Here is a 14,745-nt window from a genome sequence, read left to right as displayed (position 1 = left end):
CGTGCTTCCATGAGCACCACGGCGCCGCGGCGAGGGCGCAGACCCGGTTCGCCGGACACGCGCGCGGCGATCCTGGCGGTGGCGCGGCAGCGCTTCGCGCAGCAGGGGTACGCCGCGACCTCCGTCCGCGGGATCGCGACCGCCGCCGGTGTCGACTCCGCTCTGGTGCACCACTACTTCGGCACCAAGGAGGATCTCTTCGTCGCCTCGCTGGAGCTGCGGGTCGACCCGCGCGTGATCGCGCCGACGATCACCGCCGAAGGGCGGGACCGTGCGGGGGAGCGCCTGGTGCGGCTGCTGCTGAGCGTCTGGGACGACGAGGAGTCGCGGCTCCCGCTGATGGCGTTGGTGCGCAGCATCTTCGAGCCGGAGGGGAAGGCGCTGGTGCCGGAGGCGTTCGGCCGGCTGATCCTGGGGCCGGTGAGCGAGGCCCTCGACCTCGACGAGCCGGAGCGGCGGATGGCCCTGGTCGGCTCGCAGCTCGTCGGGATCGTCGTGCTGCGCTATGTCGCTCAGATCGAGCCGCTCGCCTCGGCGCCTGCGGAGACGCTGGTCGCGACGTACGCACCGGTGGTCCAGGGCTATCTGACCGGGCCTTTGCCCTAGTGCCTCTTGTGCGGGGGCGGCTGTCGTGGGACATTTCATCATGTGATGAATAACGTGGTTGAGGTGTCCGGCCTCCGGGTCGTACGCGGGAAGCGCGAGGTCCTCCACGGCCTCGACTTCTCCGTGCGGGCAGGTGAGGTGACCGGGCTGCTCGGGCCGTCGGGGTGCGGCAAGACGACGCTGATGCGGGCGCTGGTCGGCGTCCAGGCGAAGGTGACGGGGACGCTGACCGTCCACGGCGAGCCCGCGGGGTCTTCGTCGTTGCGCTCGCGGATCGGCTACGTCACGCAGGCGTCCAGCGTCTACGACGACCTGACGGTCACCGAGAACCTCCGGTTCTTCGCGAAGGTGCTCGGCGCGCCCTCCTCGTCGGTGGCGGAGGCGATCGAGACGGTCGATCTGGTGTCCCATGCCGACCAGGTCGTACGCGATCTCTCCGGTGGCCAGCGCTCGCGCGTCTCGCTCGCGGCGGCGCTGCTCGGCTCGCCGTCGCTGCTCGTGCTCGACGAGCCGACCGTCGGGCTCGACCCGGTGCTGCGCGAGCAGCTGTGGGGCACCTTCCGCGACCTGGCTGCCGCGGGTGCGGCGGTCATCGTCTCCAGCCATGTGATGGACGAGGCCGATCGCTGCGACCGGCTGCTGCTGATGCGCGAGGGCGTGATCCTCGCCGACGGCAGCCCGACCGAGATCAAGCAGAAGGCGAACGCGGACGACATCGAGCACGCCTTCCTGACGTTGGTGAAGGAGGCGGCGGCATGAGCGAGCGCCAGCGAGCGACAACAAGCCTCAGGGCGCCGCTTCCGTACTCTCTGTCTTGCCCTACGGAGGCGGCGGCATGAGCCTTCGGCGCACGCTGGCCGTGGCCGGACGGGTGCTCGCCCAGATCCGGCGGGACCACCGCACCCTGGTGATGCTGGTCGTGCTCCCGACGCTGCTGATGACGTTGCTGTGGTGGATGTACGAGGACTCGCCCGCGCCGATCTTCGACCGGATCGGCCCGGCCCTGCTGGCGATCTTCCCGTTCATCGTGATGTTCCTGGTCACCTCGGTGACCACGCTGCGCGAACGCTCCTCGGGGACGCTCGAACGGCTGCTGGCGATGCCGCTGGGCAAGGGCGACTTCCTGCTCGGCTATGCGCTGGCGTTCGGACTGCTCGCCGCGGTCCAGTCCGGCGTGGCGGTCGGGGTCAGCGTGGGCCTGCTCGGGCTGGAGATCAGTGGTTCGGTCGCTCTGCTCGTGGTCGTCGCGATCGTCGACGCCGTCCTCGGCACCGCGCTCGGGCTGCTCGTCTCGGCCTTCGCCACCACCGAGTTCCAGGCCGTGCAGTTCATGCCGGCGATCGTCGTCCCGCAGATCCTGCTCTGCGGCCTGCTCGTACCGCGCGAGTCGCTCCCGACTTTCCTGGAGGCCATTTCCGACGTCCTCCCGCTCTCCTACGCCGTCGATGCGATGACCCACCTCGTCACCTCCACCGACACCGGCGAGGTCTGGACCGACCTGGCCGTCGTCGCCGGCTTCGTCGTGGCCGGCCTCGCCCTCGGCTCGGCGACGCTGCGGCGGCGTACTCCCTAACTGCCGAGTCCGCACTTGTGGAGGCCGAGACTGCAGTTGTGGGTGACGAAGCTCTACTTTCGTCGCCCACAACTGCAGTCTCGCCCGCCAGAACTACACACTCGGCGCCCAGAACTACAGATTCGGCGGGGACGAGTGGGTTTGTGAGGTGGTGAGAGGAAGTTGACGGAAGGGGTACGGGGAGCCGGTCGGGGCGAAACCTTGACGCCGGAAGGTAGAGGTCGCCAGTCCCCGACCCGAAACGGTGTGAGTACGCGTGACCGACACCCACTGTCCTTACTGCAGCTTGCAGTGCGGGATGACCCTTTCACGCAAAGGGCCCCGCCTGGAGGTCAGTGAGCGGTCGTTCCCGGTGAACGAGGGTGCGTTGTGCCGCAAGGGGTGGACGGCGGCGGGGCTGCGCGGCAGCCGCGAGCGGCTCACCACGCCGATGGTGCGCGACCGGGCGACGGGGGAGTGGAGCGCGGCGACCTGGGACGAGGCCCTCGATCTGGTCGCCTCGACGCTCTCCGATCTGCGGGAGACCCACGGCGCCGACGCCAACGCCGTCTTCGGTGGCGGCGGGCTGACCAACGAGAAGGCGTACCAGCTCGGGAAGTTCGCCCGGGTCGCCCTCGGCACCTCCCAGATCGACTACAACGGCCGCTGGTGCATGTCCTCGGCGGCGTCGGCCGGCAACCAGGCCTTCGGCGTCGACCGCGGGCTGCCGTTCCCGCTGGCCGACATCGAGCAGACCGACGTCTGCGTGCTCGTCGGCTCCAACCTCGCCGAGACGATGCCTCCGGCGGCCCGCCACCTCGACCGGCTCCGCGAGAACGGCGGCAAGGTCGTCGTCATCGACCCGCGGCTGACCCCGACCGGTGAGCGCGCCGACCTCTTCCTCCAGCCGGTACCCGGCACCGACCTCCCCCTCGCGCTCGGTGTCCTGCACCTGCTCGACGCGGCCGGCGCGGTCGACGAGGACTACGTCGCCGAGCGGACCACGGGCTTCGAGGACGTACGCCGCTCCGTGGCCGCCTGGTGGCCGGAGATGGTCGAGCGGGTCACCGGGGTCGAGGCGAGCCAGGTGCGCGAGCTCGCCGCCTTGCTGGCGAACGCGGAGAAGGTGACGGTCCTGACCGCGCGCGGCGCCGAGCAGCACGCCCAGGGCACCGCCACAGTCCTGGCCTGGCTCAACGTCGCGCTGGCGCTCGGCATGCCCGGGAAGGCGTACGCCGGCTACGGCTGCCTGACCGGCCAGGGCAACGGCCAGGGTGGCCGCGAGCACGGCCAGAAGGCCGATCAGCTTCCCGGCTACCGGATGATCGACGACCCGGCCGCGCGGGCGCACGTCGCCGGCGTGTGGGGCGTCGACCCGGAGAGGATGCCCGGCAAGGGCCGCTCCGCCTACGAGCTGCTCGACGCGCTCGGCACCCCCAAGGGCCCCAAGAGCCTGCTCGTGTTCGGCTCCAACATCGTCGTCTCCGCCCCCAACGCCAACCACATCGCCTCCCGCCTCGCGGACCTCGACCTGCTGGTCGTCGCCGACATGGTGATGAGCGAGACCGCCGCGCTGGCGGACGTGGTCCTGCCGGTGACCCAGTGGGCCGAGGAGACCGGCACCATGACCAACCTCGAGGGCCGGGTCATCCTGCGCAACCAGGCGATCAGCGCCCCGGACGGGGTCAGGAACGACCTCGACATCATCGCCGGCCTGGCCATCCGGCTGAATGCCGCCTCGACCTGGTCGACCGACCCCGAGGAGATCTTCGACGAGCTCCGCGCGGCCTCGAAGGGCGGCAAGGCCGACTACAGCGGCATCACCTACGACCGGATCCGCGACGAGGACGGCGTCTTCTGGCCCTGCCCGGAGGGCAGCGAGGGCACCCCGCGGATGTTCGCCGAGGATTTCTTCCACGCCGACGGCCGGGCCCGTTTCATCGACGTCACCCACCGTGGCCCGGCCGAGGTGCCGACCGCCGACTACCCGCTCCACCTGACCACCGGCCGGGTGCTCGCGCAGTACCAGTCCGGTGCCCAGACCCGGCGGATCAAGGACCTTCCCGACGAGGGCGCCTTCGTCGAGCTCCACCCGCTGCTGGCCGACCGGGTCGGCGCCCACGACGGCGACCCTGTGGTGGTCCGAACTCCCCGCGGCGAGATGAAGGCGCCCGCGCGGATCGTCACCACGATCCGCCCGGACACGGTCTTCGTACCGTTCCACTGGGTCGGCGCCAACAAGCTCACCAACGACGCCCTCGACCCCTCCAGCCGGATGCCTGAGTTCAAGGTCTGCGCCGCGGCGGTGAGCGCATGACTGAGCCCATGAACAGGATCGTCATCATCGGCGGCGGCATGGCCGCGGCGCGCTTGGTCGAGGGACTGGTCGCGCACGGCCTCGGCCCGCAGACGACCGTGCTCGCGGAGGAGCAGCACGCTCCGTACAACCGGATCCTGCTCTCCGCCGTGCTCGAGGGCACCCACCGTCCCGGGGCGCTCGCGCTGCGCGAGAAGCAGTGGTACGCCGACAGGGGAGTCGACCTCCGCCTGGACAGCCTCGTCGTGGACATCCACCGCGACACCAAGACGGTCGAGCTCGCCGACCGGACGACGGTCCCCTACGACGCCGTCGTGCTGGCGACCGGCGCCATCCCGAGCCTGCCGCCGATCCGTGGCGTGGTGCGGATGGACGGCTCGCTGGACCCGCGGGTGCAGGCGTTCCGCAGCCTCGACGACTGTGCGCGACTGCTCGACACCCTCCACGACCACCCGCGCAGCGCGGTGATCGTCGGCGGCGGTCTGCTCGGCCTCCAGGTCGCCCGCGCCCTGGCCGTACGCGGCATCGAGACCGAGATCGTCGAGGGCCGCGACCACCTGCTCAGCAGCCAGGTCGGCGCGTCGGCGGGGAAGGTGCTCAAGCGGTCGATGGCCAAGCTCGGCACCCAGGTCTACCTCGGCGCGCGCGCGACCCGGCTGACCGACGAGGGGCTCCAGCTCGACAACGGCTACACCCTCGAGACCGACCTGGTGGTGCTCACCGCCGGTGGCCGTCCGCGCGCCAACCTCGCCCGCCGCGCCGACCTCACCGTCAACCGCGGCATCGTGGTCGACGACCAGCTCCGCAGCATCGACGACCCGGACGTGTACGCGATCGGCGACTGCGCCGAGCACAACGCAACGACCACCGGCTTCGTCAGCCCGGCCTGGGAGCAGGCCGGCGTTCTGGCCGATGTCCTCGCCGGCGACCAGGCGGCCTATCAGGGGCACCGCGTCGTCGCCCGCCTGCGCGCCACCGACCTCGACGTCTGCGTCCTCGGCTCCCCGGAGGACGAGGCGGGGGAGGTCGTCGAGATCGCCAACCCGATCAAGGGCACCCACCGCAAGCTGGTCGTACGCGACGGCCGCATCGTCGCCGGTGCCCTCGTCGGCGACCTGAGCCGGGTCGGCCTGATCACCCAGGCCTTCGACCGGCAGACGGTCCTCGGCGAGCACGAGGCCGGGCAGCTGCTGCTGCCCGAGCCCTCCAACAGTCCCCGCCCGGAGCTCCCCGACGACGCGGAGGTCTGCGCCTGCGCCGGTGTCAGCGCCGGCCGGATCCGGGCGTGCCGGTCCCTCGAGGACGTACGCGACACCACCCGTGCCACCACCGGATGCGGCGGCTGCGCGCCGACCGTACGTCTTCTTCTCGCCTCAAGCCCTAAAAAGCGCTCAGTGGAAGGAATCCCGTCATGAGCCCTCACCTCCGCAAGAAGGTCGTCGTCGTAGGCCACGGCATGGTCGGTCACCGCTTCGTGACCGCCGCGATCGAGCGCGGTCTCACCGAGACCCACGACATCGTGGTGTTCGGCGAGGAGCCGCGCCCGGCGTACGACCGGGTCGCCCTCACCAGCTTCTTCGAGGTCGGCGCCGAGGCACTCTCCTTCCTCCCCTCCGGCGTCTACGAGGACCCGCGAGTCACCCTGCGCACCAGCACGAGCGTGGTCGAGATCGACCCTGCCGCCCAGACGGTGATGCTCGCCGACGGCGAGGAGATGGCGTACGACGAGCTGGTGCTCGCCACCGGAGCGGCGCCGTTCGTGCCGCCGGTGCCGGGCTCGGAGCTCGGGAACGTCTTCGTCTACCGCACCATCGAGGACCTCGAGGCGATCCGCGAGGCCGCCAGGACGGCGAAGGCCGGGGCCGTGATCGGCGGTGGTCTGCTCGGGCTCGAGGCCGCCAACGCGCTGCACCAGCTCGGCGTCAAGACCCACGTCGTCGAGATGAACCCGCGGCTGATGTCGGTCCAGATCGACGAGGCCGGCGGTCGCGTGCTCGGTCGGCACATCACCGATCTCGGCCTCACCGTCCACACCGGCGTGATGACCGAGTCGGCCCTCCCGTCGGTGGTCGACGAGGATGAGTCCGGCGCGGTCGACGGCAAGGTCAGCGCGCTGAAGTTCAAGGACGTCGAGGAGCCCTTGCCGGTCGACATGATCGTCTTCTCGGCCGGAATCCGTCCCCGCGACGCCCTCGCCCGGGCGGCCGGCCTGGACCTGGCCGAGCGCGGCGGCGTACTCGTCGACGAGCAGTGCCGGTCCTCCGACCCGCACGTGTGGGCGGTCGGCGAGTGCGCCGCGCCCGGCGGGAAGATGTACGGCCTGGTGGCCCCCGGCTACGACATGGCCGAGGTCGTCGCCGACGCCCTCCTGGGCGGCCAGGGCACCTTCGCCGGTGCCGACATGTCGACGAAGCTGAAGCTGCTCGGTGTCGACGTGGCGAGCTTCGGCGACGCGCACGGCACCGCCCCGGACTGCCTGGAGCTCACCTACTCCGACGCCGTCGCCGGCGTCTACAAGAAGCTGGTGATCAGCGAGGACGGCACCCGGCTGCTCGGCGGCGTGCTGGTCGGTGACGCCTCGGCGTACGGCCTGCTCCGCCCCATGGTGGCGTCAGGCATGGAGCTTCCGGAGAACCCGGAGGAGCTGATCCTCCCCCAGTCCACGGGCGGTGGGGGAGGGATCCAGCTTCCGCCGGAGGCGCAGATCTGCTCGTGCAACAACGTCACCCGCGGTGACATCGAGGCGGCCGTCGACAACGGCTGTGAGAGCGCTGCGGATGTCACCAAGACCACCAAGGCCGGGAGCACCTGTGGCTCCTGCAAGGTGCAGGTGAAGAAGATCGTCGAGGACTACTTCACCGCTCAGGGCAAGACCGTCGACACGTCGCTCTGCGAGCACTTCAGCATGACCCGCGCCGAGCTCTTCGACGTGGTCCTGATCCACGGCTACAAGACCTTCGACCAGATCATCGAGGCCCACGGCACCGGCCGCGGCTGCGACCTGTGCAAGCCCGCCGTCGCGTCGATCCTGGCCAGCCAGCTCAACGGCCACGTCCTGGCCAAGGAGAACCGCAAGCTCCAGGACACCAACGACGCCTACCTGGCCAACCTCCAGAAGAACGGCTCCTACTCCGTCGTCCCGCGCATCCCCGGTGGCGAGATCACCCCCGAGGGCCTGATCGTGATCGGCGAGGTGGCCAAGGACTTCGGCCTCTACACCAAGATCACCGGCGGCCAGCGCATCGACATGTTCGGCGCCCGGATGGAGGATCTCCCCGCGATCTGGAAGCGCCTGGTCGACGCCGGGTTCGAGTCCGGCCATGCCTATGGGAAGTCACTCAGAACCGTGAAGTCCTGCGTCGGCTCGACCTGGTGCCGCTACGGCGTCCAGGACTCCGTCGGCCTCGCGATCATGCTGGAGACCCGCTACCGCGGGCTGCGCTCGCCGCACAAGCTCAAGGGTGGCGTCTCCGGGTGCGCCCGCGAGTGCGCGGAGGCCCGCGGCAAGGACTTCGGTGTCATCGCCACCGAGAAGGGCTGGAACCTGTACGTCGGGGGCAACGGTGGCGCCATCCCGGCCCACGCCCAGCTGCTCGCCGGTGACCTGAGCACCGAGGAGCTGGTCAGCTACCTCGACCGCTTCCTCATGTACTACGTACGCACCGCCGACCGCCTCCAGCGCACCTCGACCTGGATCGACTCCCTCGACGGCGGCCTGGACCGGGTCCGCGAGGTCGTGGTCGACGACGTCCTCGGCCTGGGCACCGAGCTCGAGGCCGCGATGGCCACGCACGTCGACGGCTACTTCGATGAGTGGAAGGCGACCATCGAGGACCCGGAGAAGCTGAAGCGGTTCGTCTCCTTCGTCAACGCCCCCGAGATCCCGGACCCCAACATCTCCTTCGGGTCCACCCGCGGCCAGATCGTCCCTGAGGTCGCGGACGCCCCGGTCTCGCTCGGTGCCACCATCCCCGTCGGCATGCCCACCTTGGAGGAGTCGCGATGACCCAGACCCAGACCGTGACGTACATCGCCGTGTGCCGCCTCGACGACATCGACCCCGAGACTGGCGTCGCCGCACTGATCCGGGGCGAGGCGGTGGCCGTCTTCCGCACCCTGGACGACCGGGTCTTCGCGCTGTCCAACTACGACCCGTACGGTCACGCCTCGGTCCTCGCCCGCGGGATCCTCGGAACGCGTGGCGAGGTGCCGTTCGTCGCCTCGCCACTGCTCAAGCAGCCGTTCTCGCTCGAGAGCGGTCAGTGCCTCGACGATCCGTCGGTATCGGTCGCGACCTACGAGGTCGACGTAGTCGACGGAGAGATCCGGGTCGGCGCCCGGCGATGACGAACGCGGCACAAATGGTCCAGGAGACCTACGATTCGGATGTGGACAGTGGCGCGCTGAGCGGCTTCCGTGTCGGCGTGACCGCGGCGCGGAAGGCCGAGGAGCAGATCAACCTGCTCGAGAGGCGGGGAGCACATGTGGTGTGGGCTCCCGCGCTCTCCGTCGACCCCAACCGGGTCGACGCCGGTGCGCTGCGCGCGGTGACCGAGCAGATCATCGGCCAGCGGATCGACATGTTCCTGGCCACGACCGGCATCGGAATGCGCACCTGGTTCGACGCCGCCGAGGAGTGGGGACTGCTCGACCGGCTCCTGGAGACGCTCGGCGGCGCCGAGATCCTCGCGCGCGGGCCGAAGTCGGTCGGCGCGCTCCGGCGGCGGGGCCTGCGCGAGCTGTGGGCACCGGAGTCGGAGGAGTTCGACGACGTCCTGGAGCACCTGCGCGGGCGTGACTTGAGCGGCAAGCGGATCGTGGTGCAGGAGCACGGGCAGTCGCTGTCGATGGTCGCGCACGCGCTGACCCGGCAGGGCGCCGAGGTCATCAACGTGGTCGTCTACCGGGTCGAGTCCGCCTCCGACCCGGAGCCGATGTTCCGGCTGGTGGAGACGCTGGCCGACGGTGAGCTGGACGCGGTCACCTTCACCTCCGCGCCCGCCGTGGCCGCGTTCATGCAGGTCGCCGGCTCCGTCGGCCTGCGCGACGAGGCCGTGGCGGCGTTCCAGGCCGATGTGGTCGCCGCCTGCGTCGGCCCGGTCACCGCGGCCGCCTTCGAGATGTGGGGCGTACCGACCATGGTCCCCGACCGTTCCCGCACCGCGGCCATGGTCAAGATGCTCGAGACCGAGCTGCCGCTGCGGCGCGAGGGCCTCCTCATCGAGCTCGCCGGCGGCCACCAGCTGCTGCTGCACGACGACGCGGTGATCCTCGACGGTGCCGAGGTGAAGCTCTCCCCGGCGCCCGCAGCGGTCCTCGGCGCGCTCGTCGCCAACCCCGGCAACGTCGTCTCCCGGCAGGCACTGCTCGCCATGCTCCCCTCCGGCACCGCCGGCTCCGAGCACGCGGTCGAGATGGCGGTCGCGCGCCTCCGCTCCGCCCTGGGGACAAAGACGATCCAGACCGTCGTGAAGCGCGGCTACCGGCTGGCGGTGGCCGGATGAGGCTCGTCGTCGTCGCCCACGGCACCCGTCAGCTGCTCGGCAACGCCGTCGCCTCGATCATCGCCAAACGCGCCGGTCGCGTGCTGGGGATGGAGTCGAAGGCTGCGTACGTCGAGCTCTGCGAGCCGCTCCTGACCGACGTTCTGGCCGACGGCCAGCCGTCGGTCGTGGTCCCGCTGCTGCTCTCGACCGGCTACCACATCAAGGTCGACCTGCCGCAGGCCGCCGAGGGTCTGCCGGTGGCGATGGGCCGCGCGCTCGGACCGGATCCGCTGCTCGCCTCCGCGCAGGTCTCGCGGCTGGTCGCCGCGGGTGTTTCGCCCGGTCATCCGGTGGTTCTGGTCGCCGCCGGCTCCAACGACCCGTCGGCCCGCGCCGACATCGCGGCGGCCGGTCTGATGCTGGCCGAGGTCTGGGGTGGCCCGGTCCGGGTCGCCACCGTCTCCGGCTCCGGCGCTCCCGCCCTCGACGAGGTCGTACGCCCCGGCGACGCCGTCTCGCCCTACCTGCTCGCCCCCGGCTTCTTCTCCGACCTGGTCCGATCGCGCTCCGAAGCCGCCGGCGCCGAGGTCGTCGCCGACGTCATCGGCCCCCACCCCGACGTGGTCGAGCTGGTCGTACGCCGCGCCGCGGCCCTCCTTGCCGCCGAGGAGGGCGAGCAGTCCCAGGTCGGCTAGCCGCCTCGCGGCCGTGCGTGGATGCTGACCGAGTTACCTCGGTCAGCATCCACTTCCTTCGCGGAGTTCCACGAGGGAAGTGAGTGTTCACCGAGTTACCTCGGTGAGCATCCAACCCGACTGCCCAACCGGCAGGACCTGGTCAGGTCGTGTAGTCGGCGTTGATGCGGATGTAGCCGTCGGTGAGGTCGCAGCCGTAGACGGTGAACTCGCCCGAGGCGATGCCGAGGTCGACCTCGATCGAGACTTCATCGCCAGACAGATAAGTCGACAAATCTGCCAATAGATTTGCCGAGACCTGGGCGGGGTAGGTCTCGGTGCCACCGAAGGCGATGCGGACGTGCTCGGGGGAGATGTCGGTCTCCTCGCGGAGCTTGCCGATGGCCATCGCGACGCGGCCCCAGTTGGGGTCGGCGCCGTGGACGGCGGTCTTGACCAGGGGCGAGTTGACGATCGCCTTGCCGACCCGCTTGGCCTGGGCGTCATCGCGGGCGCCGCCGACCGCGACCGTGATCAGCTTGGAGGCGCCCTCACCGTCGGAGGCGATCTTCTTGACCAGCGCGAGCGCGGCGTCGTAGAGCGCGGCCTCGAACTCACCCAGGTCGACGGCGCCGGCCGTCCCGGAGGCGAAGATCGCGGCGGTGTCGGAGGTCGAGGTGTCGGTGTCGATCGAGACGGCGTTGTAGGTGCGGTCGACGACCCGGCGGAAGGCCGCGTCGAGCTCGGCGGCGGGCAGCGCGGCGTCGGTGAAGAAGTAGGTCAGCATCGTCGCCATGTCGGGCTCGAGCATCCCGACGCCCTTCGCGATCCCGGTGATCGTCGCCGCACCCTCGCCGGAGCCGACGGTCCGGGTCTCGATCTTGGCGATCGTGTCGGTCGTCATGATTGCCGCCGCGGCGGCGTCGAAGTCGGCGTCGGCGCCGCTCCCGGCGAGCTTCTCGAGTGCGGGCGTGAGCACATCCATCGGGTACTGCACGCCGATCACGCCCGTCGAGGCGACCAGCAGCTCCTCGGGGCGGACGCCGACGACCTCGGCCGCCAGGCGGCGTACCTCCAGGGCGTTGGCCTCGCCCGTCGGACCCGTCGCCACGTTGGCGTTCTTCGAGATGGTCACCATCCCCCGGAACGCGGCGAGGTCCGAGGCTCTGGAGAGCAGCACCGAGGCGCCGGCGAAGCGGGATCGGGTGAAGACCGCTGCGCTCGTGACCGGGCCCGAGGGGGCGGCGACGACGGCGAAGTCGTCAGCGCCCTCCTTGAGGCCGAGGTTGGCGGTGACTCCTACGAATCCGGCTGGTCCATGCATGCGAACAGCCTAGAACCAGTCCGCCGCGACCCACGCCCTATGTCCGCAACCACGCGAACGCGGCGGCTTCCAGGATCATCCAGGATCGAAGTACGCGGCCCACGAACGTGATCGCGACGAAGAGCATCAGGTTGGCCTTGAGCGTGCCGTAGACCACGGCCAGGATCGCCAGCGGAGGAAGCCCGCTCAGCGCGGCCACCGCGAGCAACCCGCCGGCGTAGGCGGGTCGGCCCTGCGTACGCCGCTCCCACTTCTCCATCCGCTGCTGCCACTTCTCGCACGCCATCTTCTTGCGGACGAAGGGGAGGGAGGCGCCGCCGTGGCCCGCGTAGTACCAGACGACCTTGGAGCTGGTCTGGCCGAGTCCCGCCACCAGAGCGAGCACCAGAGCGGAGAAGGTCAGGTTCGAGGCGGCCACCGCGAGGTAGGTCTCGAAGTTGATGACGGGGAAGAGCCCTCCGGTGAAGGAGGCGGCGAAGGTCCCGAGAATGAGGTCCATCAGGCGACCTCTGGACCGCTCAGGAATTGAAACAATTCAACGTCAATGTGTTGGGGGATCACCCGCGAAACCTTAGATGTAATCCGTGTCACGATGCGACATCGGCGTCACATCCACATTACGGACCGCTCACCGAAATGAGGCGTTTCTCACTTAAACATGGGGGTCACAAGGGTCTCAGGACCGGCTATCGGAACATCGCCTGCGGTTGGATCGATCAATTGTCCAGGCCCGTGATCGATGACCCACTCTGGTGCACGGTACCCCGGTTGGAGGCCTCTTCAACTGGGGTAACGTGCCTGCAATCGGCGAAACTTTTGAAGGGTGTCGGAATGGTTGACGTGGACAAGGTCCTCGATGAGGCGGGGCTGACGAATCCTCATGTTCGGGAGTACGTCTCCTACTGGGCAGGGGTGACCGGAGCCGAGCAGATCGAGGTTGTCAGCGCAGCCGACGACGAGCGGCTCCTCCAGGAGTCCCTGGCAGCGGGCGAGCTTCTCCCGGTCACGGGCGGCCGCTACTACAGCCGTTCCTACAGCAAGGACACCGCGCGCTCCGAGGAGCGCACCGTGGTCGCCACCTCCAACCCGGAGGACAAGGGCGTCTACAACAACTGGAAGCCCGCCGAGGAGACCGTCAAGACGCTCACCGAGCGGATGACCGGCGCCTCCAAGGGCAAGACGATGTACGTCATCCCCTACCTGATGGCTCCCGCCGGCTCGCCGCTCGAGGCCTACGCCGCCGGCGTCGAGCTCACCGACAGCCGCCCGGTCGTGCAGCAGATGATCCGGATGGCGCGCGTCGGCATCGACTACATCAACGACCTCGCCGACCCGAGCTCCTTCGTCCGTGCGGTGCACGTGACCGGTGACCTGCCCAACCTCGGCCAGGGCACCGACAAGGACCAGCGTCTGTTCGCGACGGTCGCCGACCAGCGTACGATCCTCCACTTCGGCTCCTCCTACGGCGGCAACGCGCTGCTCGGCAAGATCGCCCACGGCCTGCGCCAGGCCTGCTACGACGGTCGCGCCTCCGGCAAGTTCCTGGCCGAGCAGTTCCTGCTGCTGGGCATCAAGGACAAGGAGACCGGCGAGCAGTTCCACGTCGTCGGTGGCTTCCCTTCGGCCTCCGGCAAGACCAACCTCTCGATGACCTTCACGCCGGACGCGCTTGGCGACCGCTACCAGGTCAGCTTCTACGGTGACGACATCGCCTGGATCTGGGTCGGCGAGGACGGCAAGCTCTACGCCTTCAACCCGGAGAACGGTGTCTTCGGTGTCGCCAAGGACACCAACGAGGGCTCCAACCCCGGCGCCATCACCGGTATCGAAGAGGGCTCCGGCGCGATCTTCACCAACGTCGCCTACAACGAGAAGACCCAGGAAGTCTGGTGGGAGGGCAAGACCAAGCACCACCCCGACGACCTCGACGGCTGGATCGACTGGAAGGGCGAGAAGATCGCCAACCGGATCGCCGACGAGCTGGGCGACCCGTGGGCCCACCCCAACTCCCGCTTCACGATCCCGATCTCGCGTGTGCCCAACGCTGCGGCCGACTACGACGCTCCGACCGGCGTGCCGGTCGACGCGATCATCTTCGGCGGGCGCACCCGTGACCGCGAGCCGCTGATCCGCGCGATCGGCGACGTCGCCGAGGGTGTGTACGACGGCCTGACGCTGGGCGCCGAGGCGACCTTCGCCGCCGAGGGTGTCGAGGGTCAGCTGCGTTACGACCCGATGTCGATGCGGCCGTTCCTTGCTTACGAGGAGGGCGACTACGCCCGCCACTGGCTGAACATCATCAACGCGGCCACCGAGAAGCCGATCTTCGCCCACGTCAACTGGTTCCAGCGTGACCCGGAGGACGGTCACTTCCTGTGGCCCGGATTCCGTGAGAACGTGCGGGCGCTGCTGTGGCTGCAGGCCTTCCAGAAGGGCGAGGTCAAGGGCCAGGAGACCGCCGTCGGCGTGATCCCGACCCAGGAGGAGCTCGACCTGCGCGGCCTCGACCTGCCGCAGGAGGACCTCGACCGCATCCTCAACATCGATGTCGAGCGTTGGAAGCAGGAGATGGGCTTCCGCGAGGAGCACCTCAAGCAGTTCAAGCTGCCGGAGGAGATCTGGGAGGCGCACCGGCGCGTCGCTGCTGCCATCGACGAGGCCGCTCAGGCCTGATCGAGACCACAGCACAGGGGCGGGGGTGGGGAATTTTTTAGGTAGGCGCCCCGGTGGTTTTTGGTGTTGGTGGGGTTGCAAAAGGGATATGATAATTTTTTGTATTTTTTAAA

The 14,745-nt window shown here is 69.5% G+C and carries 12 protein-coding genes; 10 read left to right on the top strand and 2 right to left on the bottom strand.

What is annotated here, in order from left to right; translation table 11 throughout:
• Positions 1-9: 9 nt before the first annotated feature.
• The 9 genes from ACFV9G_RS04710 (at position 10) to ACFV9G_RS04670 (ending at position 10,656) form a co-directional block, all read left to right on the top strand.
• A complete protein-coding gene (locus tag ACFV9G_RS04710; RefSeq protein ID WP_378725330.1) occupies positions 10-606 on the top strand; it encodes a TetR/AcrR family transcriptional regulator in 597 nt (198 codons plus the stop codon).
• A 45-nt stretch (positions 607-651) separates the two neighbouring features.
• The gene (gene ccmA / locus ACFV9G_RS04705) at positions 652-1,365 is read left to right on the top strand and encodes a heme ABC exporter ATP-binding protein CcmA (protein WP_378725328.1); all 714 of its coding nucleotides are present in this window, start codon (positions 652-654) and stop codon (positions 1,363-1,365) included.
• A gap of 76 nt (positions 1,366-1,441) precedes the next feature.
• Positions 1,442-2,179: an ABC transporter permease gene (locus tag ACFV9G_RS04700; protein ID WP_378725326.1), complete on the top strand. Its 738-nt coding sequence runs from the start codon at positions 1,442-1,444 to the stop codon at positions 2,177-2,179.
• Between the two features lie 256 nt (positions 2,180-2,435).
• Complete coding sequence (locus ACFV9G_RS04695) at positions 2,436-4,475, top strand: molybdopterin oxidoreductase family protein (RefSeq protein WP_378725324.1); 2,040 nt, start codon at positions 2,436-2,438, stop codon at positions 4,473-4,475.
• Entirely contained in the window at positions 4,472-5,890 is a 1,419-nt protein-coding gene (locus ACFV9G_RS04690; RefSeq protein WP_378725322.1) for an FAD-dependent oxidoreductase, read from the top strand. The genes ACFV9G_RS04695 and ACFV9G_RS04690 overlap by 4 nt, the downstream gene beginning before the upstream one ends.
• On the top strand, positions 5,887-8,481 hold the full coding sequence (nirB, locus tag ACFV9G_RS04685; RefSeq protein ID WP_378725320.1) for a nitrite reductase large subunit NirB: 2,595 nt from the start codon (positions 5,887-5,889) through the stop codon (positions 8,479-8,481). The genes ACFV9G_RS04690 and nirB overlap by 4 nt, the downstream gene beginning before the upstream one ends.
• The gene (gene nirD / locus ACFV9G_RS04680; RefSeq protein ID WP_378725319.1) at positions 8,478-8,822 is read left to right on the top strand and encodes a nitrite reductase small subunit NirD; all 345 of its coding nucleotides are present in this window, start codon (positions 8,478-8,480) and stop codon (positions 8,820-8,822) included. The genes nirB and nirD overlap by 4 nt, the downstream gene beginning before the upstream one ends.
• A gap of 41 nt (positions 8,823-8,863) precedes the next feature.
• Positions 8,864-9,979 carry a uroporphyrinogen-III synthase gene (locus tag ACFV9G_RS04675; RefSeq protein WP_378725318.1) on the top strand — a complete coding sequence of 372 codons (1,116 nt, stop codon included), beginning with the start codon at positions 8,864-8,866 and terminating at the stop codon, positions 9,977-9,979.
• Positions 9,976-10,656, top strand: coding sequence for a sirohydrochlorin chelatase (locus ACFV9G_RS04670; RefSeq protein WP_378725316.1), 681 nt, complete (start codon positions 9,976-9,978; stop codon positions 10,654-10,656). Before ACFV9G_RS04675 ends, ACFV9G_RS04670 begins: the two co-directional genes overlap by 4 nt.
• A gap of 142 nt (positions 10,657-10,798) precedes the next feature.
• On the opposite strand, the gene argJ is transcribed toward ACFV9G_RS04670, so the two are convergent.
• Together argJ and ACFV9G_RS04660 are read right to left on the bottom strand one after the other, a co-directional pair.
• Complete coding sequence (argJ, locus tag ACFV9G_RS04665) at positions 10,799-11,959, bottom strand: bifunctional glutamate N-acetyltransferase/amino-acid acetyltransferase ArgJ (RefSeq protein WP_378725314.1); 1,161 nt, start codon at positions 11,957-11,959, stop codon at positions 10,799-10,801.
• 37 nt (positions 11,960-11,996) lie between these two features.
• Complete coding sequence (locus tag ACFV9G_RS04660) at positions 11,997-12,458, bottom strand: hypothetical protein (protein WP_378725312.1); 462 nt, start codon at positions 12,456-12,458, stop codon at positions 11,997-11,999.
• A 332-nt stretch (positions 12,459-12,790) separates the two neighbouring features.
• Between ACFV9G_RS04660 and ACFV9G_RS04655 the strand changes: the two genes are divergently transcribed.
• Positions 12,791-14,632: a phosphoenolpyruvate carboxykinase (GTP) gene (locus tag ACFV9G_RS04655; protein WP_378725310.1), complete on the top strand. Its 1,842-nt coding sequence runs from the start codon at positions 12,791-12,793 to the stop codon at positions 14,630-14,632.
• Positions 14,633-14,745 lie beyond the last annotated feature (113 nt).

This window comes from Nocardioides sp. NPDC059952, assembly GCF_042730435.1.
GTDB lineage: Bacteria > Actinomycetota > Actinomycetes > Propionibacteriales > Nocardioidaceae > Nocardioides.
The sequence above is the reverse complement of the archived record's forward strand: the minus strand, read 5'-3'. Positions and strand labels throughout refer to the sequence as shown.

Coding starts and splice junctions, on each gene's coding strand:
- ACFV9G_RS04710 (WP_378725330.1), top strand. CDS start 10: ATGAGCACCACGGCGCCGCGGCGAGGGCGCAGACCCGGTTCGCCGGAC.
- ccmA (WP_378725328.1), top strand. CDS start 652: ATGAATAACGTGGTTGAGGTGTCCGGCCTCCGGGTCGTACGCGGGAAG.
- ACFV9G_RS04700 (WP_378725326.1), top strand. CDS start 1,442: ATGAGCCTTCGGCGCACGCTGGCCGTGGCCGGACGGGTGCTCGCCCAG.
- ACFV9G_RS04690 (WP_378725322.1), top strand. CDS start 4,472: ATGACTGAGCCCATGAACAGGATCGTCATCATCGGCGGCGGCATGGCC.
- nirB (WP_378725320.1), top strand. CDS start 5,887: ATGAGCCCTCACCTCCGCAAGAAGGTCGTCGTCGTAGGCCACGGCATG.
- nirD (WP_378725319.1), top strand. CDS start 8,478: ATGACCCAGACCCAGACCGTGACGTACATCGCCGTGTGCCGCCTCGAC.
- ACFV9G_RS04670 (WP_378725316.1), top strand. CDS start 9,976: ATGAGGCTCGTCGTCGTCGCCCACGGCACCCGTCAGCTGCTCGGCAAC.
- argJ (WP_378725314.1), bottom strand. CDS start 11,959: ATGCATGGACCAGCCGGATTCGTAGGAGTCACCGCCAACCTCGGCCTC.
- ACFV9G_RS04660 (WP_378725312.1), bottom strand. CDS start 12,458: ATGGACCTCATTCTCGGGACCTTCGCCGCCTCCTTCACCGGAGGGCTC.
- ACFV9G_RS04655 (WP_378725310.1), top strand. CDS start 12,791: ATGGTTGACGTGGACAAGGTCCTCGATGAGGCGGGGCTGACGAATCCT.